This is a genomic window from Candidatus Paceibacterota bacterium, assembly GCA_040905715.1.
In the GTDB taxonomy this organism is placed as follows: Bacteria; Patescibacteriota; Minisyncoccia; order Phycocordibacterales; family CSBR16-193; genus JBBDHZ01.
This window is the reverse complement of the sequence record JBBDRA010000004.1, coordinates 1-19,966: the sequence shown is the minus strand read 5'-3', so window position 1 is coordinate 19,966 and position 19,966 is coordinate 1. Positions and strand designations below refer to the sequence as shown.

The following is a 19,966-nucleotide window of genomic DNA, read 5'->3' as shown; positions in this document are numbered from 1 at the left end:
TTGGGACAAAACACAACCCACCCGGCAATGACCAAGCAGAAACAGACCAAAAAACTTCAGGGTCAGTCGCACCATCCTACCGGCCACACTATTCACACTCAAAAAAATGGTGAAGTGGTATACTGAAATAATAATAATTTAACGTATTAGTTGTTTATGAGTGAAGCTCCTCACACACTTGATTTTCTAGCCCTTGGCGACATTGTTACTGACAATTTCATCAAGCTCACCAACGAAAGCATCGCTGAGCGCTTTAGCAAAGAACATAAAAAGCTCTGTTTTAACTTTGGCGACAAAGTTCCGTACGAATCAACGACTGACCTGCGAGCAGTCGGCAACAGCCCGAACGCCGCGGTATCTGCAACACGTCTCGGTTTGAACTCAGGCCTCGTTACAGACGTCGGCGATGACACGAACGGTCATGAATGTGTCGCCACCCTTAAACGTAACGGTGTTGATGACTCATTCGTCACTGTTCACGAAGGCGAAGAGACTAATTACCACTTCGTCCTCTGGTACGAAGCTGAGCGAACGATTCTGGTAAAGCACCAGGAGTACGATTACAAACTTCCCGACATCGGCTCACCTAAATGGCTGTATCTTTCATCTCTGGCAGAAAATTCCTATCCGTACCATGAGAAGATCGCTGATTATCTTGATGAACATCCTGAGATCCATCTCTCGTTCCAGCCGGGAACCTTTCAGATGATACTCGGTAAAGACAAGCTTAAGCGACTCTACGAGCGCTCCCAACTCTTCTTCTGTAACCGCGAAGAAGCAAAGCGAATCCTTGAAATACCGGAAAGCGAAAAACACGAAATGATCGTCCTACTTCAAAAAATGCATGAACTAGGTCCTGATATTGCGGTTATCACCGACGGCCCGGAGGGCTCATACGCCTATGATGGAAAAAACGCCTGGTGGCAACCAATGTATCCTGACCCAAAACCGCCGGTCGACCGAACCGGTGCCGGTGACGCATTCTCTTCAACGTTCACTGCCGCGCTTGGTCTTGGCAACGATATTCCGACCGCCCTCCAGTGGGGTCCGATCAACTCGATGTCGGTTGTCCAGTACGTCGGCGCGCAACGAGGCCTCCTGTCTCGCGAACAGCTCCTGGAACACCTGGCAAATGCACCTGAAGACTACAAACCCAAAAAGATCGCGTAGCTTCAGCAACGAGAAAAACAGCACCATCAAAGCGGTGCTTTTTTTCTCAACTGTATTGCAAGATACCTGTTACAGACGCGACACGTGCTCAATAAAATTACGGATCGAGTGCACAACTCCTTCTGTATCAAGCTGGTACTTTTTCCAGAGATCTTTGCTTGAACCTGACTCAGCGAATATATCAAGGACTCCGTGACGCTGGATCGGAACCGGTGCGTGATGAGCAAGTACTTCAGCGACAGCTGAACCCATACCACCAACTACATTGTGATCCTCTGCTGTGAATACTTTGCCGGTCTTCCGGGCCGAGCGGATGACCGTGTCATTGTCGAATGGCTTGATCGTGTGGAGATTAATAACCTCTATAGAAAGCTCGCTTGTAAGCTGTTCAGCCGCCTGAAGCAAGCGATACACCAAATAACCGTTCCCAATAACAGTGAGATCGGTTCCCTCACGCAAAACCTGGGCTTTGCCAACCTCAAACGGTGTATCTTCAGTAGTGAACGCTTCAGTTCCCTCACGGGCAGTTCGTACGTACACCGGACCTTCGAGATCATACGCCGCCTTGACCGCCTTGCGAGCCTGCTCGTAGTCCGCCGGGCACAGCACGGTCATGTTCGGCAAACACCGAGTCAAGGCAATGTCCTCGGTCATCTGATGAGTCGGACCGTCCGGACCGGTGGCGAGACCAGCGTGGGAAGCAACGAGCACAGCATGATTATTCGGATAACACAGTGTCGTGCGGATCGGCTCCCACGGCCGGCCGATCAAAAACGGCGCATAGGTAAAAGCGTACGGCACCTTGCCGTAGTACGCGAAGCCGGCGGTCACCCCGATCAAGTTCTGTTCAGCAACGCCGACCTGCACCGTGCGCTCCGGAAACTTCTCGGCAAAGTACTTTGCCCGACTCGAGCCCATCGTATCGGCGCCAAGTACGACCACATCGTCTTTCTCTGCACCAAGCTCAGCCACGCCCTTCCCGGCCCCGTCGCGCATTTTGGCGGTTTCTATGTCAGTACTATATAAATTGTCTACAAGTTTGTAATCCATGGTATAAAACTTCTTAATCACTATCCGCCGCCTCGATCTTGTCTCCAAGTGAGCGCAACTGCTTCAGGGCCTCCTTAGCCTGCTCTTTGTCCGGTGGATTGCCGTGCCATTTATAGTCCTGCTCCATAAAGTCCACTCCTTTTCCTGGAACGGTATTTGCAATAATACACACCGGTGACTGCTGGATCGCCTTCGCCTCTTCAAGTGTTGAGACGATCTCGTGCATATCGTGCCCGTTCATCTCAAGCACCGTCCAGTTGAACGATTCGTATTTTTCCTTAAGCGACTCAAGCGGCATGATATCCTCGGTCACGCCGTCTATCTGAATATTGTTTCGATCTATAATGACCGTAAGATTATTCAAACGATATTTCGCAGCGTACATGATCGCCTCCCAAGTCATTCCTTCTTCGTGCTCGCCGTCGGAAGTGAGACACCACACATGAAAATCGTACTCCCGACCATCCATCTGCGCTGCGTGAGCCATTCCGGCTGCTTGTGAAACACCTTCTCCAAGCGGACCACTCGAAGTCTCAAGCGCATGCATTCTTTTATATGAAGGGTGTCCTTCGAGTTTTGAACCGATCTTTCGGAGTGTGCCGAGCTCTTCTTTTGTTATGTCGTAGCCGGCATGGTGCATCGTGACATATCGAATAGGCGCAATGTGACCGTTTGAAAGGATCAATCTATCACGGTCAGACCATTCCGGGTCACTCGGGTCGTGTTTGAGAACCTGGAAGTACAGCGCTGTAAAAATATCAGCCATGCCAAGCGGCCCGGCGGAGTGCCCGGAACCGGAAGCCAGAAGCATCTCAATGAGGTCTTTACGGATCTCGTTTGCCTGCAATTCAAGACCGGTTATTTTTTCTTCAGTAAGGTGCATTAGGAAAAATTAATTACCGCCTCGACTTTAATCCAACTTTCTTCTCAACTCGATCTACACGTTTATTAACCGTCTGAAGCTCATCACGAGTCGCGCGATTTAGAGCGAGGTCATCAAGACGATTATTGATTCCATTGATCTGTTGGCTCAACCGAACTTCTGTTTCATCTATCCTCTCTTCAAGTGCGTTAAACCCTTTTGAAACAACCTTTGCTAGCTCACTGACAGTCATGTCTGTCTTTTTTCGGGAAGTCTTTTTTTGTGATTGTTTACGTTGTACCATAAAAAAATCTACTCTATACTTTCCATTGTACCACCTTTAAGGTGTTCTATGGCGGTGTGGATATCCGGACTTTCGAACAACGCCGAGCCGACCACGAGTCGGGTCGCTCCGGCCTCGGTAAGCTCGGCGACGGTGTCAAAATTCACACTGCCATCAACACTGATCGGCAGCTCCGGATACTGAGAGCGAAGTTCTGTTATTTTCTTCAGCACCCGCTCATCAAAATCCTGCCCCTGATACCCGATCTGCTCTATTCCCATACACTGAACAAAATCAATACCGTCTTCCTCATCACTTGAAGCGATCCACTGCGTCACCCTCTCTAGTGGGGTTGTAGTATTAACAGCCAGGCCAACCTCAGTGTACGCAGCGGAATCCTTGTCCCGGGTTATCGCGCGAAGATCCGCAATGATCTTTTCTATATCGCTCTTTGACTCAATATGGGGCACTACCCGTCGAGCGCCGGCATTGATCCAATCAGCGATCACTAACTCGGCTCGGTGCACCATAAGATCAACTTCAAAATCAAACTCTTGCCAGTACGGCATCTCCTCTTCCTCATTTGCGATACGCTTAAAAAGCCGGTCCGGATCATTAGCGTATGGCCAGGATGCATCCGGGACGAACTCACCATCGGTCACATCGATCTGAACCAGTGGCGCAATGCCGCGAACAAGCACAAGGTGCTCTCGTAGGTCATTGAAATCTTCGGGTAAAACGGCGGGGATTATTTCCATTTTCAGCAGGTTACTACCTTCTAATTACTGTGAAGGTGTTTTGTTACTTCCTCGATCTTTTGCAATCTCCTCAGATGCCGTGGCTCGCTTTCCGCCGGTGTTTCAAGCCAATCTTTAACCACTTTTTTTGCCTCATCGTTATTTAAAAACCGAGCACCCAGAGAAAGCACGTTCGCCTGATTATGCTCCCGGGAAAGAGCAACTTCGTTGGGCTCACCGGCTTCCTTTCTTGACCCAACAGCATCGTTTATCACTACTGCTCGTACATGCGGGAATCGATTTGCCACGATCGCCTCGCCTTGGCCTGACCCGCCGAGCACGATCCCCAGATCGTGCTCGCCCTGAGCCTGTCGAAGGGCGCTCTCAGACACCTTCCGCGCCACCGGCGCGATAAGATCAGGATAGTCATCTTCTTCGTTATACTCGTGTGCACCCAGATCCTCGACCTCATGTCCAAGCTCGTCACGCACAAAAGGCACAAGTTGCTCCTTGAGCTCAAACCCGGCATGATCTGTTCCGAAGTAGATTTTCATTATTGCATTCTACCATACCCTCTCTACTCTACGCCGATGGTCGAACGATCAAAACAAACCTAGAGACTCAACGCCTCAACGCGTTGAGGCGTTGAACAAAAGCGATCTAAAATGAGCTTAAATATGTCTCCCGGTTGCAATTACATGCTCAACCAACGTGTGCGTGTACCCCGCTTCGTTATCGTACCAACTCATCACTTTAACCAGATTTCCGCCGGTAACACGGGTCATAGCAAGATCCGCTATCGCGCCAAAATTCATTCCGACAATATCACTTGAAACAAGCGGCTCCTCAGTGACCGTAAACGTCTTGCTCCACCTTTCGTCTCGAGCGGCACTGCGCAAAATATCGTTCACCTCCTCAGCACTCGTGTCGCGACTCGCCACAAATGTAATGTCAGCGATCGAGCCGGCCGGTGTTGGCACTCGCACCGCGATGCCGTCAAATTTATCAACAAGATCAGGGATCACTTTAGTGGTCGCTATCGCCGCACCGGTTGTGGTCGGTATCATATTCTCAGCAGCAGCCCGACCGCGGCGCGGATCTTTGTTGTCCGGTGAGTCCACCAGTGCCTGGGTGGCGGTGTAACTATGGGTTGTGTTCAGCATCGCTTTCTCTATCCCGATCGCCTCGTGAAGCACCTGAACAATCGGCGCTCCGGCATTGGTTGTACACGAGCCGTTTGAACTGATCCGGCACGTTGCCAGTGAACCGTCGTTTACTCCCATGAGGACCGTGCCTTGAGTATCATCGGTCGGGTCACTCTTTGCTGGCGCCGAAATAACCACTCGTCGAGCTCCCGCCCCCTGATGTTTTTTAGCATCCTCAAACTTTCGAAAGACACCGGTCGCTTCAACCACCACATCAATATTCTCTCTGTCCTCCGCCCATGGCAACTGTGTGGGGTCTTTTTCAGAGTAAAAATTAACCGGTTTTCCATCAATAATAAGTTGCTTTTGGTCCTCGCTCACCTCCACTGAAAAAGGAGCGCGACCGTATACACTGTCATACTTCAAGAGATACGCGAGCGTGTGAATATCGCCCAGATCATTTAACGCAACAACATCTAATTCCTCGCGCGCCCACGCCGCTTTGATGAACGCCCGTCCGATCCGCCCCACACCGTTAATTGCTACTCGAGTTGCCATAGAGAAAATGCTTACTGGTTAGTATGTTTTTATTGTAGCACCTGGTTACCCGAGCGTGTGTGTATAAGTAATATATACACATTACGGGCTTGGTAGCGCAAGGACGTAAAGTTTTTAAGGTCAAGAAAAAACACTATTCATCTTCACTACCTCCTTCGTCAGATCCTGTTTCCTCAGACTGACCATCACTTGTATCGTCCTCCGATTCATCGGTGTCTTCGTTGTCGCTTTCATCTGTTTCATCGCCGGTTTCCTGCTCTTCATCGTCAACCTTCTCGTCGTCCTCATCACTACCATCACCCGATTCTTTTTCATCGCCCTCTTCACCATCAGGACCATCTCCTTGACCCTCTCCGTCATCAGTTTCATTTTCATCACTGTCATCCTTCTCCCCCTCTTCTTTTTTGTTATCTTCTTCGCTTCCTTCTTCTGTCTCATCATTGTCTGCGTCTTCATTTTCATTACCAGCATCATCCGCATTGCCATCATCAGGATAATCATCTGTATCTTCCTGATCATCCGGATCAGTCTCCTTGTCGTCACCCCTATCTTCTTCATTAGCATCATTACTTTCCTCTTCTTCCTCATCTCCTGTTGAATCAGAACCTTGAGCATAATCACGGATCAGTGCCTTCAATTCGCTTTGGTTAAGACAGATGCCGTCAGTACAGAATTCCTGTGTTTCAATTCGATCCGTTTGCAACAACTCAACACCGATCTGAGCAATTGAAACAACACCATCCTTGATCTGAATACCTAGATGTGTGAGCGCTTCTTTTACAAGCTCGATAAACCTGCTTCCCTCCGGCACAAGTTCTCCTGAGTCCGCCGTAATATCATCTATGGAGAGGTCAAGTACGCTATAAAGCAAGTCATGCTGATCTGCCAGTATCTGCACTCCTCTTAGGGCAACACCTGAGGTATCAAGCGACGCGATGGTTCTATCTGTTCCAACACCGAACAGTTTATGAAATTCTTCGGCTACCGGTCCGATGTGTTGAACACTTTCACTCTCAACTTTATAGTTCCATCGACTTATATCGAGCTCTCTGATGCTGGCAAGTGTTGTAGACGCACTCAGGCTCTCAAAGTTCTCCTTGTACTCGCGACTGGATGCATCAGTCCACGTTCCCCCTTCGGTAACATGTGCGCCTGAGGCTAGTGCTAGCGGATGCGCCGGCGTGCTTGTGCCGATACCGACCCACCCTTCCACTAAGAGGCCATCGGTCGGCGCGGAGGTTGTTGCGTACGACGACCCGATCACTGCCGAGCCACTGACCGTGAAGAGGTTTGCGGTATCAGTTGAGCTCGTACCAACCGCCAAAGCATTGGTGATCGTGGAGGTGCCGGTGGTAGTGGCAACCTTCAACTCACCACCCACCTTCGTGTTCCCGTCAACGTGGAGGAGTTCATCAGGAGCAGTCGTACCGATACCAACCAACCCCTCTCCGGTGATGCGCATACGTTCAGTAACCGCGCCGGCAGCGGTTGGTGTTTCGTTGGTACCGAACACCAAAGCTGCGGGACCGGTAGCATCAACCGTGTCCCAAAAACCAGCGCCTTGAGAACCAGGATCGACAGCCATACCGCCAGCATTATTAATTGATGAATTGGAATAGACGCTTACCAAATTACCGCTCGAGTCAAGTATAGTAACCTTGTCGTTCTCTCTTACGTAAACAAGTCCTGACGTATCAACATCTACTCCGCTTCCTGTAGACGAAAGATCGTACGTCCATACCTCACTACCATTTGAATTTATCTTCGCCACCCAATCATCGTTCCTCGAAACAGCATATACATTACCATCATCATCAACCGCTATATCAGTAATACCATCAAACTGACCTGGACCGCTACTATCTTCGAATCCGCTGTACGTCCAAAGCAGATTGAAATCAGAATCGTACTTGCGAACATATTCAGATGAATTTCCTCCACTGTATATGTTCCCGGAGGTGTCAACTTTTAGTTTCATTGTAACCTGTCCAAATGACTGTATAAGAGTACCGTCAGAATCAAACTTTTTAATAGCATCACTATCACCCACATACACATTACCGTCTGTATCTACAGCAACACCCATAGCATTATTGGATGAAATATCAGCACTGTTCACCCAAACTTGATTTCCTGAAGAATCAATTTTTCTAACAGAATCATCATAACCTGCAGTATATACGTATCCATCTGTACCAACTGCAACCGAGCGCGGTCCAGTAACATCAAATTGCCAAAGAAGATTTCCTGTCGAATCGATTTTTTTAATTTTATCTTCATCGTAGTATGCTGCGTATACATTACCGTTCGAATCAACCGCAACATCAATAACTTCCCCCGTGCCGTTTGAATTTGTCCATTCGACATTACTACTCGAATCAAGTTTACGAACATTTCCAGAAGTATCACCAGTGTAATGATAGACAGCCTGGTCTTCCGCTGTACTTCTTGACCCAATATACCCAGATAAATGAGAGCTATTGTCACTCGAGGTAAATCGAAGTAGATTCGAACCCTGTGATGACCGATCCCGCTGCAAGGTAAAACCGTACTCTGTATCCACTGAGATATGAAACGGTGACGCTGGTGAATTTGTCCCAATACCAAGCCGATCATTTGTCGCATCCCAGAAGAAATTATCTGCATCCGCCAAAAATCCACCAGACCCATCAGAGTACTGAATCGCGCCAGTGGACGAAGCAGCGCTGGCGCCGGCACTAGCTGCGGTGGTTTGCTGAGTGCCGTCAGAGAAGGTTAGGCCGGTACCGAGAAGTTTGAGATTGCCGAAGGTTGAGGTGGCAGTTGTTGAGCTTGCAGTGAAGTACGACGCGAGAGTTTCGCCGTTAACGGAGAGTGCGGTGGTTGGAGTAGTAGTGCCGATACCGACGCTACCCTCAATAATGAGACCGTTGGTTGGTGCGTTAAATACTCCGTACGAGGAACCGATCGAAGCAGAGCCATCAACGTTGAAAATGTTTGCGAGTGACGTTGAAGTAGAACCAACACCAAGCGCATTTGCGAACGTACTCGTACCAGTGGTGGTTGAAACTGAGAGAGTGTCTGCGGATAATTGATCATCAAAAAGTCCGTTGCCGGCTACGTGGAGAAGTTCGTCCGGGTTAGTAGTGCCGATGCCAACCAAGCCCTCGCCGGTGATGCGCATACGCTCAGCTATCGATCCGGAGTTTGTCGGTGTTTCGTTCGTACCAAAAACAAGTGCCGCGGGGCCGGTTGCGGGGATGGCCTCGCTCCAGAAGCCGGCACCCTCAGTACCAGGGTCGACAGCAGCACCCAAAACAAAACCGGCATGATCTGTATACGTCCAGACCTGATCACCGTTTGAGTCGATCTTGTGAAGAATATCGTCATTCCCTCCGGAGTAGACATTACCGTTAGAATCAACAGCAACAGATACTGCATTAGCACTACCGTAGCCTGCATACGTCCAAACATGATCACCATTTGAGTCGATCTTATGGAGACTATTATCATTCGACGCAGAGTACACATTACCGTCCGCATCAGATGCAATAGCCCGTATACCTTCACTGTGACCGGAATACACCCAAACCTGATTACCGCTCGAGTCTACCTTGTGAACCTCATCTGTATTAAAAGATCCTGAATACACGTTACCGTCCGAATCAACAGTAACAGCAAGAATCCTGTCGCTATGCCCCGTATACGTCCAAACCTGATTACCACTCGAATCTACTTTGTGAACTCCGTCATCATCAGAGGCGGAATATGCGTTTCCGTCTGAATCAACAGCAACAGCATTCACACTGCTATTGTGTCCGGTGTATGTCCAAACCTGATTGCCGCTTGAATCGATCTTATGAACTTCCTGATCACTTGAAGCCGAGTAGACATTACCGCCCGAATCAACAGCAACAGCACTTACATTCCCCGTATGCCCCGTATACGTCCAAATGTTATTCCCGGCAGAGTCTATCTTGTGAACTTCATCGTCATTTGATGCGGAGTACACATTACCGTCTGAATCAACAGCAACAAAATTTATATCATCACTGTGCCCAGTGTATTCCCATACATTGTTACCAGAAGAATCAACCTTGTGAACTTCATCATCTCGAGATCCGGAGTATACATACACCTCCCCGTCCCCCGGCGCACTCTTCGACCCCACATACCCGGAAAGATACGAACTGTCATTGCTCGAGTTGAATCCGATAAGATTTGAGGAAACGCTAGACCGATCCCGCTGCAAGGTAAGCCCATAGATTGTATCCGCCAAAACATGGAACGGTGATGTTGGCGAGTTGGTCCCAACACCGAGTCGATCATTTGTCGCGTCCCAGAAGAAGTTGCCCGCATCTGCCACAAATCCGCCTGACCCGTCGGAGTACTGGATCGCGCCGGTGGACGAGGCAGCTGAAGCGCCGGCACTTGCTGCGGTGGTTTGTTGAGTGCCGTCGGAGAAGGTTAGGCCGGTACCGAGAAGCTTGAGATTGCCGAAGGTTGAGGTGGCAGTTGTTGAGCTTGCAGTGAAGTACGACGCGAGAGTTTCGCCGTTGACCGAAAGGGCCGTAGATGGAGTGCTGGTACCAATACCAACAAGACCATCGCTGGTAATGCGCAATAGCTCATTTGTTGCATCATTATTAAAAAATGAATACCCAGCATCTTCAAAGACATTAAAATAGACATTTGGATCTGCATCACTCCATTGAGAGAAGTGAATACCTCCCCCTGTTTTAATGCCGTAATCCGAGTAATCTTCGAGGAAATTAAGCAACACACTATCACCAACAACTTCAAATGTACTGCTCGGGGTATTCGTCCCCACTCCTAACCGACTTGTAGAAGAATCCCAAAAGAAATTGTCTGCATCTGCCAGGAATCCACCTGACCCGTCGGAGTACTGGATCGCGCCGGTTGAGGAAGCAGAGCTAGCACCGGCACTTGCCGCAGTGGTCTGTGTGGTGCCGTCAGGAAACGTAAAGCCGGTAGAGGTGGCGTGTATCCCATTAGCAACGATCGTACCTGAAACAGTGAACAGCGAAGAAGGTGTTGAGGTACCGATACCGATGTTTCCGGTCCCGGAATCATAGAAGAAATTTGCTATTGAACCCAAAACACCACCATCGTTGTACTGCAACGTACTCGTTGCTCCATCCGGTCCGACAGCAACTGTACAGTCCGCATCGCCCGGTGAACAATCCGGATCAAGCGTTGCCCCTGGAGCATATCCACCAGACGGAGCTGCTGCTTGAGTAATAACTGCCACAACAAGAACACTGACTGCAAGGACCGCTGCCAGTACCAAAAAATTGCGTACAATAAAGCGTATTTTGTGAGCGAAGATCATTTATATATAGCCTTATTATAGCGCATAAAAAAGGCGAACTGATGTGGACAGGATCCTCTCAAAGAAGATGTTTACATTGCTATTTCAGAACCAAGAAAGATATTTTTGTAATATCTTAAAACCTCTTTCTATACCCGAAATTTCTTTTTCACAATACCGTTCTTTACTTTAAACGACTCAGAGGTGAATATTTTTTCGTATTCGTCCTCTCCTGTCTTCCGCTCTATAACCACGTAATAATCACCATTTGAAATAAGCATAAAGTATCGTCCGTACTTGTCGCACACGGTCTTTGAGATCTCCCGACCGAGGTTCGGCGAGAAGAGTCGTACGATCGCGAACGAAAGCGGCGCCCCGGTTTCATCATCTACAACACGGCCGGACTTCTTTCGCTTCAAACCAACGAACGAAACAATGACCACAACAACATACAAAGCAAAAATGATGTAATTGTACGGCTCCGGAGCAAAGAATAACGCTACGAGAGTCACTACGAATCCGAGGTAAAATAGCCATTTCACGATCTTGCTTTTTATCACGTCAAAACGGGAATAGAATTTCATCAAATTTTGATCATTCTTTGCAAACTCATTCCAGTCAAATTTCTCCGGATCCATCGGGATATTCTTTGCCACTACCCCACCTTCTTCAGTGACATCGATCGGCTCTCCGAAGTATAGATTCGGATGTAGATCGTCATCTGTCTGACCAGCTAGTTTTTCTGACGGGAACGAGTAATTAGTTTTATGCGCCTTGATCCGATAGCGCCCCGGACCAATAAGAAAACCGAATCGACCATCAAGATCAGTGATCGAGGTCTTAAGCTCATTTCCATCCATGTCCTCAAGTATGACGTAGGCCGGATCAAGCGGCTGCTTGGTAACACTGTCGTAGACCGTGCCCCACGGTCGATATCTTTTCTTTAATCCGAGCAACGACAACAAAAGTGCCCACAGACGCAACGGAATAAGAAACAGCTCACCTAAAGCAAGCGGGGACATGAACAGCGTTGCCGCTGCGCCTATACTACCGGTGATCAGACCAGCTGTTGAAACTACCTTCGTAGTTACCGAGCCGACCGGGCTATTATAGAATTCTGCAACTTCGCGAACAGTGGTCGTAATAACATCATCGTCGTCATCGGTCTCATCATCTGTAGCCGGATCATCAGGGCCTCCACTGCCAGAATCATCATCAGGGTCATCGCGAGGTTCATCCGGATCATCCGGATCATCCGGATCGCCATCAGGATCATTGTCAGGATCATCATCAGGCTCGTCGTCTTCTTCCGTCACACGGATCTGGCGGACTCTAGCCGGCGCAGCGTTGCCGTCAGAGTCGGTAACATCATAGCGGAGGAAGTAAGTACCGGGGACAGATGTGTCGACACTACCGATTGTAACGATCTGATCAGTGAGATCGCCGTCCTCAGGATCCATCGCTGTAGCTCCGGGATCAGCAAATGCATCGTTCACATTAAGCTCAATGATTGCCGGACCTATCAGAGATATTGTTGGCACTTCTCCGACCTGATCTTCCGGAGTGACGGTAACTTCGCGAACAATAGTAACCGCTGACTTACCATCGCTATCAGTAACATCGTAGTAAAGAATATATGTATCCGTGACAGATGTATTAACTGAGCCGGTAACGTCAATATCGCCAGTAATATCTCCGTCTTCAGGATCGGATGCAGTAGCACCGGGATCAGTAAACAGTGATCCCTGCTCAATACTCATTGCCTCATCACCAACAAGTGTAATGATCGGTCTTTCGTTAGGCTCTACCACATGCACATCACGTCGCACGAGCGCCCGACGATTGCCGGAATCATACACCTCGTACGTAAGCGTGTATTCACCCACAGTGGATGTATCTACGCTACCGGACACAGTAACATCATCAGTCAGATCACCGTCTTCTGAGTCTGTTGCTGTGTATCCCGGTTCAATATAGTCCTCCCCTTCCTCTACCACCGTCGGATCATTGCCCAAAAGAGTTATTTCCGGCGAACTATTTGACGTACCAGGGTCCCCGCCATCATCGGAATCCTCAGAGTCATCCGACGAGCTGGAACATCCTTCGTCGTCAGGGTGATCAATATCGCCGTCACCATCATTATCAATTCCATCGCTACATTCCGGATCACTGTCATCACGCACGCTTTCAGGACGCCAGTCGGTGCGTACTTTATAATCGTCACTGCCGCACTCGCCCTCGTCTGAACAATTAAACGAAAGCCAGCCGTAATTCTCGCTCCATGCGTATCCTTCAAAATATCCATTATCATCGATCGTTACCTGTGCATTTGTTGTGTTGAAATTGATCCAGCCGGTGTTTTCTCCCCAAGCATATCCCGACAGGTTTCCTTCCGCATCATTCGTTACCCCTCCATTCGTAGGCTGAAGATTTATCCACCCCACTTTCTCACCCCACACATCGCCAGCAAGCGCCGAGTCGGTCACACTTACCGCCGTGCCGTTTGCCGGTTTGAAATTCACCTTTCCATGTCCATCAATAAATTTCGCGTACTTGTCCGTAGCATCTATGGTTCCGTTCGTTTCTGATGCATCCACAGGCAGTATAAACACCAAAAAAGCAACACTAACGACAAGCGCCCCGAGCATACTTGATAACACTCTTGGATGAATCATGGTGTGTGTACTGATTAACTGTAGTATATCAGCTGAGTAATCCTTGCGTCGTGTGCACAAGTTACATACCGGCTCATAGTATGAAAACAGGCCGCCAAAAGCGACCTGTGTTCTGCAACTTATAACTTAGTTTAGAAGAGAGCTAGATGATCTCACACGTTCCCGACACACACGCCAGCTCTTTTGCTCCTTTCGTGTTGTCCTGTGCTTCATACGTCACGATCTTCGAGAAATCGATACCGTTAAACCGCTTGAGAAGCTCTTTATAGGTTTTCTCATCACACTCTTCGTACGGCGCCAACGGATACACATGATCGAAGCGCGGAAGGAATGAAAGACCGCCAACCTGATCCCAGTTCTCATAGATCCAGTTTGCTGTCTCAACCCATTCAGTTGGTCCGACCGATATCGTGGTCGACGGATTATGTTCGGTGTAATTCTCCTTCACCATTTTCCAGTACTCAAGCTGCTCATTTGCGGTCATGTCATCTTTCATGATCGAAGCGTCGGGTGCCTTGACCGGAAACTCCAGCACGAATGTGTGTGCATTCTCTTCACTCTGACCGTTCTCCGGCTTGTACGGCACACCCTGATCTTTCAACATCTGAAACAGACTGTCGGTGCCGGTGATGCGAACCCGTCGAATATAATACTTAGAGTGTCGCGGATGCATACCCGAACTTGCGTCTACCAACTGAGAGACCGTTCCCGATGGCTTCACACACGTCACACACGTTGACTCCTTAACACCAAGACGCTTTGCAAACTGTTTGTTAACCTTGACCGCCTCCTTCTTGATCTTCTCCAACGTCTCCGGGTTGCGTACTGCCGGACAGTCCCACTGACCGGTGATCGAAACACCCAGAAGGCGCTCTTCCTCACAATTCTCTTTCCATTCTTTTGAAAGATACGGGAAATGGGTCAGCGTTGACTGATACGTGCCGAGGATAGCAGCAATGCGAGCCTTCTTAATAAGCGAAGCTTCGTCATCTTCTTTACGTGCCACTACTTCGCTTAAGTTACAGAACTGCTTGCTCCTGAGGATGATCTCACCACACGGATTCGTTCCGCTCGTTGGCGCATGATCCTCGAACACCTTCCATCGACGCTCCGGAAGCTGACTCTGAAGTCCGCCACGGTTAAAGATACCTCGCTCTCCTGAACCGGACTTCATCAATGCCACCCATTCATCGAGAAAATCTTCGTTGCTTGGCTTCTCTTCGTAGACAGCGGAGTTGTTCGACATGCCGCGCTGTGGATCGGTCAAGAAGAACTGGCCTTTCTTAGCGTCTCGCATGTCATCATCATCAAGATCAGAAAGAGAGATCAGAGCGCTTCGACGCACACCACCGGCCACAACGATCTCACCGATCTTGCAGATAATGTCGTGCGCATCAAGGTTTGAAAGCCGCTTACCTTGTCGTGCAAGCACTCGTTGCTTTGCAAACGCCATCAATTGCATTAATGGATCCGGGCCACTCGCCTTACCGCCCATTGTCTTGAGCCGTGCGCCTTGCGGGCGAACCTGGGAATAATCAAAATCAAGATCCTTCCCGTCAAACCAGGTCTGCATCGCGTAGACGAACGCATCTGCCCACCCTTCTTTGCTGTCGTCTACAGTGTGCGTGCCGACATGCTGGCCGGACTGCTTTTGGATGATCGGCAACTGCTGGATCGTCTGACTCTCGACTGAGAAACCAACACCGGTGCCGCACATCGAGAGGTACATGATCTCACCAAGGTCTTGTAGCTGACTTGGAGCAATGAACGAGCAGTTGTACGCACAGACATTGGTCTTGCGTGCCGGAGCGCCGGCAGACCACATCAGTCGCATCGATGGCATCGACCACTGATGAAGAATATGCTCTCGGATCTCAGCGTATTCGTTTGCTTTTATTGCGCTACCCACATTTTCTTTCATGAAGTCCATGTAGCGATCAACTGTCTCGATCCAGGTCTCGCGTCGGTTCTCTTCCGGCATCCAACGGGAGTACGAACGGTAGTAAATAAATTCAGCAAGAGGATTTCGGAAATACGCCTTACTCTCACTCGCCAACTTTTGAACCTTCTTAGGAACCTTGATCCCTTGCTCGCGTCGCTTCGCGTGCTCCTGACGGTACAAAATGTACGACTTAGAGGCCTCAACATAATCAGAAAGCATCAATTCCTTTTCGACCGTATCCTGAATACCTTCCACGGTCGGCACAAAATCTTTGTGTTTCTTAGAGATCTTTACCAGCTCAGCAAACACTTTATTCGCGACCATACTTGCCTCTACATCCGAACCGGTGTTGGTGGCAAGCATTGCTTTGTAGATCGCGTTGGCAACTTTGTCGAGATCGAAACCAACAACCGAACCGTCACGCTTGCGAACACCTTTGATGAATGCGCCGGCTTGCTCGCTTGTCATGCCGCTCTTAGCCTTCTTTGATCGAGACGTCTTCGCTGTCGTGCTCTCTTTTGCTTGAGCCGATGATTTGGTTGTTTTTTTCTTTGATCGTGTAGATCGTTTCTCGTTTGCCATAGTAAAGTGGATTATCGAAAAGTATTACTGATACTACTACTAATATTTGTAATGATGAGCATCTGTTTCTCCTATTTTACCCCCGTATGCAACCCAGGTCAGCCCACAGCCCATACACGAAATAAAAAATGAGTGGCTGTCAATCGAGAAACGTGGAAACGCCTGTACTATCTGACCCAAACAGGACTCTCTTGTAACCTGATCTAAAAAGCACCCTGAATTGAACCTATAAAGACCAAAAGTTATCCACAGGCTTGAGCCTGAAAGCCCATAGAATCCCCCGCCTCTACACCCTGTTCCTGTGAAAATCCAGCCGGAACTTCCAAGACATACAGCGCAGGCTCATCGGGTCGAAAAGACTCAGGAAAGCTCTCAGGTGAGGCGTTTTTAACAATATGCACGACACGTTTATCTTCGGAGAACCACAGCATATCAATAGAAAAATTCATCTCTTTCATCCAAAAACTATGACGGTCGGGTTGCTCAAATACAAACAACATGCCGGTCCCATCAAGCAACTCAGTGCGCCCGGAGAGACCCTGTGCCCGCTCACTAGGCTCTTGAGCAACATCTACGTCAACACACTCCCCCGCGAGCTCTACCGAGCGAATAACCTCACCGGCATCCGGATCTTCAGGGTCCGGCAAAGGCGAAGACTCCTGCTGATACGCAAACTGATACACATAAAAACCGACGAGCAAAACCAGGGCGCCGACAAGACCGATAAAAAAGTTTTTTTGCATATCTCTATCTATGGCTCACGGTGACTACATCCAGAGAGCCAGTAGTCCGCCCATGCTTATCAGAGCAAGAAGGTGGTAACCGGCATTCAGCACATACAGCAAGTACGGTTTGGCACTGCCACCGAATAGATACTCCGGGATCATTGTAGTAGCCACAAACCCAAGCCAGATCCAGAAGCCAAGGACCATGCCATCAACTGCTGTTATCACAAACAAATTCTCTATCAGCATTGCCAGCACGAAACTCATGATGAACGAAGCAAGAAAACTTCCGAAGAGCGCAACAGCTATCTCAAGACGTGCCTGCTGAATGCTACTCGTTTTTATTCGAGAGAGTGTCAGCCAGTGATTACCAAATACTACCGGTGAATACCAGAAACTTCCCAGCACCATTGGAACCAACGCCGCGAGCGCGACAACACCGAGATCAAGAGACATAAAATGCATATGTGTAGTATAGCCTATCTCTTTTTTTGTATCTAGTGGATGTGCGAGCAACAAGACCTGCTTTAGCCTTGCGGTGCTTGCATATCAGAACTACACGTACGCTATCGATAGGCGTATTATATATTAAGTATCCGTTACGAAGAGCTTCTATTCTCGAACTATCGAACACGTATTTGATTCTTCATCATGTTTGATTGTGAAAACACCATTTTTGTCAGAAAATACACGCCCCTTATTTGGAACATATTCAAAATTAACTGATGCCGTATCAACTCCGCTCAACGTGCAGTAATCAACAAAAAGATTATTTTTGTCTTTTCCATACACTGTACCGCGGCCCGCAGCACTCTCATCTAATAATATTTCGTAAGTTTGAGGGTCTGCCTTAGGCAAAATTTCTCTCCACAGATAAACATTATTTTTGTCTTTATTGATTGAGACATTCTCTGAAATCTCAAAGCTCTTTGGGTCAGCGTGTTCAAAAATTTCATATTTATAATAGACATTATTTTTGTCTCTAGAGATCCATCCTTGAAACGTATTACCTTGCGACACATCAAATTGTTCGACAATTTTTGGTTCGAAAGTCAGTGGATCAGCTTTTTCGATAACGCCAAATTCGTAATCTGACGACCACGGAATTGACAATACCGCATACACATTTATTAAATCATGTGCATAACGATTATCATTTTTATAAATCGAAAAGCTCTTGGAATCTATAGTCGTAGCATTCCCTAATTGAACACTATCTCCATCGATATTCTTTTTGAGATAGTAAATTTTTTGTGCTTCGATATCTACGTAATAGTAACGACCAGCTTTTTTGAGCTTATTTGTATCCAGTTGAGCCAACTCTCCAGATTCTTGCTCTACGTAAACGATCTCATCTACCACATCTTGTAAAACCAACTCGCTAATATCATTAACTCCTTCAGTTTCCGTAACAAGATCACTCCCGGTTTGTTTTTGCGGGTCAGCAAACTTACTCATTACAAAGTAAACACCAAAACCGACCACGAGAGCCGTCAGTAAAACACTAACGCCAACAGCGACAATGATTTGGCCGTTATTCTTTGGTTCTACCTCTTGAGGTTGCTGTTGAAATTCTTGTTCCATAGATTTTGAGTTAATCACGTTTAGCCGTTAATGAAATGTTATTTGCAGTATACCCCATTAAAAAACAGTAACCAGGGAAAAGCAGAGAACGAAAGTACTCTTTTCAATACGCCACCCGGGTGGCGTGTTTAGAAAGACTCTACTATTGGCTATTTTTCTCCCCTCAAAATTATTTTTTCATCAAAACCGCCCCGTTCTTCTTTTTTATTTAACCGAATACTCTCTACGTTCGAATACTCCGGGAGTTTTTTAAGAAACTCAACCACCTCTACAATATCGGCAAGTTCTTCCGTGGTGGGAGTCTCAGAAAATTCATTTACTTCTTCAAGTAACTTCTTAATCAACTCATTTTTAAACTCACTCTCGTCAGCAATTCTTTTCTCGTACGGTATATTCTTCTGATCTAAAATCTCGGGTATCTTGTCCCGAACAAGTTTATTGTATGTAGGCATACAAGTATGTTATCAGACCGACTTCCCTGTGTCATGGACAAGATTCATGCCACTAGGTATTTGACCCTCATCTACTTTTTCACCTTGTAGCGAAGGGTAGCGATGCCGGTGTCACTTTTGGAAGTGTCTAGCAATTCAATCGGTAGTTCAAATCCTCCAGAAGAGAAAAGGGGTATACCTTTTCCGATAACAACCGGCTCGACATTCAGTACGATTTCGTCGATGAGTCCCGCTTTTGCAAAGGCGGTATTTAAAGCTGAACCGCCTGCCAGTAACGTTTCTTGAAATCCTTTCTCAGCAAGCTTTGCGAGGGCATCATGAGGAGATGTAGCCAAAGAATAAGAACCACTGAGAGGATATGAAGCGTCTTGAGAGACAACAATCTTCTCCATATTCAAATCGTCGAAACCATATCCATCCTTCCAGTTCTTTACCGCCTCGTATGTTTTTCTGCCGACTATGAAGTTGTTGTATTTATTGGCAAGATCACAGAACCTATTCCAGTTCTCGTGTGATAAGAAATCTTCGTCGCCGTTTTCTCGAGCGATAAATCCGTTTGCCGATATTGCCATGTATAAGATAACATTCATGTCTTAAGTTTAGCTTAGATATTAACCTTTAGGCAATCGAGGCTCTCCGATAAAAAATTTTAGTCTGCGGAGAGGACGGATACGCCCGCTGCTCACAAACCAGCTTTTAAACACTAAATACCGCTTGTCCTGCGTAGCTTTACGCGAAGCATGGGGGGTCTTTAGTGTTTAGTACGATGCGGCAGACAAGAAAATCGACACATATCGATCACTTCCGTACAAAAGTATTCTATCATCAACAAAATGCGGTGAGATTGTATCCTTTGCGCGAACCTTTTTTGAACAACAATCGCGAAGCGA

Annotated in this window: 15 protein-coding genes; 1 reads left to right on the top strand and 14 read right to left on the bottom strand. The window is 47.8% G+C overall.

All coding sequences use genetic code 11. The features are described 5' to 3' along the window. Window positions 1-156 precede the first annotated feature (156 nt). Window positions 157-1,170 (top strand): carbohydrate kinase family protein, encoded by a 1,014-nt coding sequence (locus WD312_03820; protein MEX2564217.1) that lies wholly within the window; start codon window positions 157-159, stop codon window positions 1,168-1,170. A gap of 69 nt (window positions 1,171-1,239) precedes the next feature. Here the strand turns inward: WD312_03820 and WD312_03815 are convergent, their stop codons facing one another. The 14 genes from WD312_03815 to WD312_03750 all read right to left on the bottom strand — a co-directional run bounded on the left by WD312_03815 (window position 1,240) and on the right by WD312_03750 (window position 19,666). Further along, on the bottom strand, window positions 1,240-2,220 hold the full coding sequence (locus WD312_03815) for a transketolase C-terminal domain-containing protein (protein MEX2564216.1): 981 nt from the start codon (window positions 2,218-2,220) through the stop codon (window positions 1,240-1,242). Between the two features lie 13 nt (window positions 2,221-2,233). After that, the gene (locus WD312_03810) at window positions 2,234-3,103 is read right to left on the bottom strand and encodes a transketolase (protein MEX2564215.1); all 870 of its coding nucleotides are present in this window, start codon (window positions 3,101-3,103) and stop codon (window positions 2,234-2,236) included. A gap of 13 nt (window positions 3,104-3,116) precedes the next feature. Continuing rightward, a complete protein-coding gene (locus WD312_03805) occupies window positions 3,117-3,386 on the bottom strand; it encodes a hypothetical protein (GenBank protein MEX2564214.1) in 270 nt (89 codons plus the stop codon). Between the two features lie 8 nt (window positions 3,387-3,394). Further along, window positions 3,395-4,123 (bottom strand): hypothetical protein, encoded by a 729-nt coding sequence (locus WD312_03800; protein ID MEX2564213.1) that lies wholly within the window; start codon window positions 4,121-4,123, stop codon window positions 3,395-3,397. A 20-nt stretch (window positions 4,124-4,143) separates the two neighbouring features. Beyond that, complete coding sequence (locus WD312_03795) at window positions 4,144-4,656, bottom strand: RpiB/LacA/LacB family sugar-phosphate isomerase (protein ID MEX2564212.1); 513 nt, start codon at window positions 4,654-4,656, stop codon at window positions 4,144-4,146. Window positions 4,657-4,773: 117 nt separating this feature from the next. Next, window positions 4,774-5,805 carry a type I glyceraldehyde-3-phosphate dehydrogenase gene (gene gap, locus WD312_03790; GenBank protein ID MEX2564211.1) on the bottom strand — a complete coding sequence of 344 codons (1,032 nt, stop codon included), beginning with the start codon at window positions 5,803-5,805 and terminating at the stop codon, window positions 4,774-4,776. 133 nt (window positions 5,806-5,938) lie between these two features. Beyond that, window positions 5,939-11,137, bottom strand: coding sequence for a PQQ-binding-like beta-propeller repeat protein (locus tag WD312_03785; protein MEX2564210.1), 5,199 nt, complete (start codon window positions 11,135-11,137; stop codon window positions 5,939-5,941). Window positions 11,138-11,265: 128 nt separating this feature from the next. Next, window positions 11,266-13,791 carry an immunoglobulin-like domain-containing protein gene (locus WD312_03780; protein MEX2564209.1) on the bottom strand — a complete coding sequence of 842 codons (2,526 nt, stop codon included), beginning with the start codon at window positions 13,789-13,791 and terminating at the stop codon, window positions 11,266-11,268. Window positions 13,792-13,933: 142 nt separating this feature from the next. Next, complete coding sequence (locus WD312_03775) at window positions 13,934-16,315, bottom strand: ATP cone domain-containing protein (protein ID MEX2564208.1); 2,382 nt, start codon at window positions 16,313-16,315, stop codon at window positions 13,934-13,936. Between the two features lie 242 nt (window positions 16,316-16,557). Next, on the bottom strand, window positions 16,558-17,058 hold the full coding sequence (locus WD312_03770) for a DUF192 domain-containing protein (GenBank protein MEX2564207.1): 501 nt from the start codon (window positions 17,056-17,058) through the stop codon (window positions 16,558-16,560). Window positions 17,059-17,082: 24 nt separating this feature from the next. Continuing rightward, window positions 17,083-17,505: a DUF1761 domain-containing protein gene (locus WD312_03765; protein MEX2564206.1), complete on the bottom strand. Its 423-nt coding sequence runs from the start codon at window positions 17,503-17,505 to the stop codon at window positions 17,083-17,085. 147 nt (window positions 17,506-17,652) lie between these two features. Beyond that, on the bottom strand, window positions 17,653-18,624 hold the full coding sequence (locus tag WD312_03760) for a DKNYY domain-containing protein (GenBank protein MEX2564205.1): 972 nt from the start codon (window positions 18,622-18,624) through the stop codon (window positions 17,653-17,655). Between the two features lie 149 nt (window positions 18,625-18,773). Further along, window positions 18,774-19,076 (bottom strand): nucleoside triphosphate pyrophosphohydrolase, encoded by a 303-nt coding sequence (locus tag WD312_03755; GenBank protein ID MEX2564204.1) that lies wholly within the window; start codon window positions 19,074-19,076, stop codon window positions 18,774-18,776. 71 nt (window positions 19,077-19,147) lie between these two features. Further along, window positions 19,148-19,666, bottom strand: coding sequence for a dihydrofolate reductase family protein (locus tag WD312_03750; protein ID MEX2564203.1), 519 nt, complete (start codon window positions 19,664-19,666; stop codon window positions 19,148-19,150). Window positions 19,667-19,966 lie beyond the last annotated feature (300 nt).

What these genes read in the sequence shown, in the direction of transcription:
- WD312_03800 (MEX2564213.1), bottom strand. Translation starts at nt 4,123, where the DNA reads ATGGAAATAATCCCCGCCGTTTTACCCGAAGATTTCAATGACCTACGA.
- WD312_03760 (MEX2564205.1), bottom strand. Translation starts at nt 18,624, where the DNA reads ATGGAACAAGAATTTCAACAGCAACCTCAAGAGGTAGAACCAAAGAAT.
- WD312_03750 (MEX2564203.1), bottom strand. Translation starts at nt 19,666, where the DNA reads ATGAATGTTATCTTATACATGGCAATATCGGCAAACGGATTTATCGCT.
- WD312_03785 (MEX2564210.1), bottom strand. Translation starts at nt 11,137, where the DNA reads ATGATCTTCGCTCACAAAATACGCTTTATTGTACGCAATTTTTTGGTA.
- WD312_03805 (MEX2564214.1), bottom strand. Translation starts at nt 3,386, where the DNA reads ATGGTACAACGTAAACAATCACAAAAAAAGACTTCCCGAAAAAAGACA.
- WD312_03765 (MEX2564206.1), bottom strand. Translation starts at nt 17,505, where the DNA reads ATGCATTTTATGTCTCTTGATCTCGGTGTTGTCGCGCTCGCGGCGTTG.
- WD312_03780 (MEX2564209.1), bottom strand. Translation starts at nt 13,791, where the DNA reads ATGATTCATCCAAGAGTGTTATCAAGTATGCTCGGGGCGCTTGTCGTT.
- WD312_03795 (MEX2564212.1), bottom strand. Translation starts at nt 4,656, where the DNA reads ATGAAAATCTACTTCGGAACAGATCATGCCGGGTTTGAGCTCAAGGAG.
- WD312_03770 (MEX2564207.1), bottom strand. Translation starts at nt 17,058, where the DNA reads ATGCAAAAAAACTTTTTTATCGGTCTTGTCGGCGCCCTGGTTTTGCTC.
- gap (MEX2564211.1), bottom strand. Translation starts at nt 5,805, where the DNA reads ATGGCAACTCGAGTAGCAATTAACGGTGTGGGGCGGATCGGACGGGCG.
- WD312_03810 (MEX2564215.1), bottom strand. Translation starts at nt 3,103, where the DNA reads ATGCACCTTACTGAAGAAAAAATAACCGGTCTTGAATTGCAGGCAAAC.
- WD312_03815 (MEX2564216.1), bottom strand. Translation starts at nt 2,220, where the DNA reads ATGGATTACAAACTTGTAGACAATTTATATAGTACTGACATAGAAACC.
- WD312_03755 (MEX2564204.1), bottom strand. Translation starts at nt 19,076, where the DNA reads ATGCCTACATACAATAAACTTGTTCGGGACAAGATACCCGAGATTTTA.
- WD312_03820 (MEX2564217.1), top strand. Translation starts at nt 157, where the DNA reads ATGAGTGAAGCTCCTCACACACTTGATTTTCTAGCCCTTGGCGACATT.
- WD312_03775 (MEX2564208.1), bottom strand. Translation starts at nt 16,315, where the DNA reads ATGGCAAACGAGAAACGATCTACACGATCAAAGAAAAAAACAACCAAA.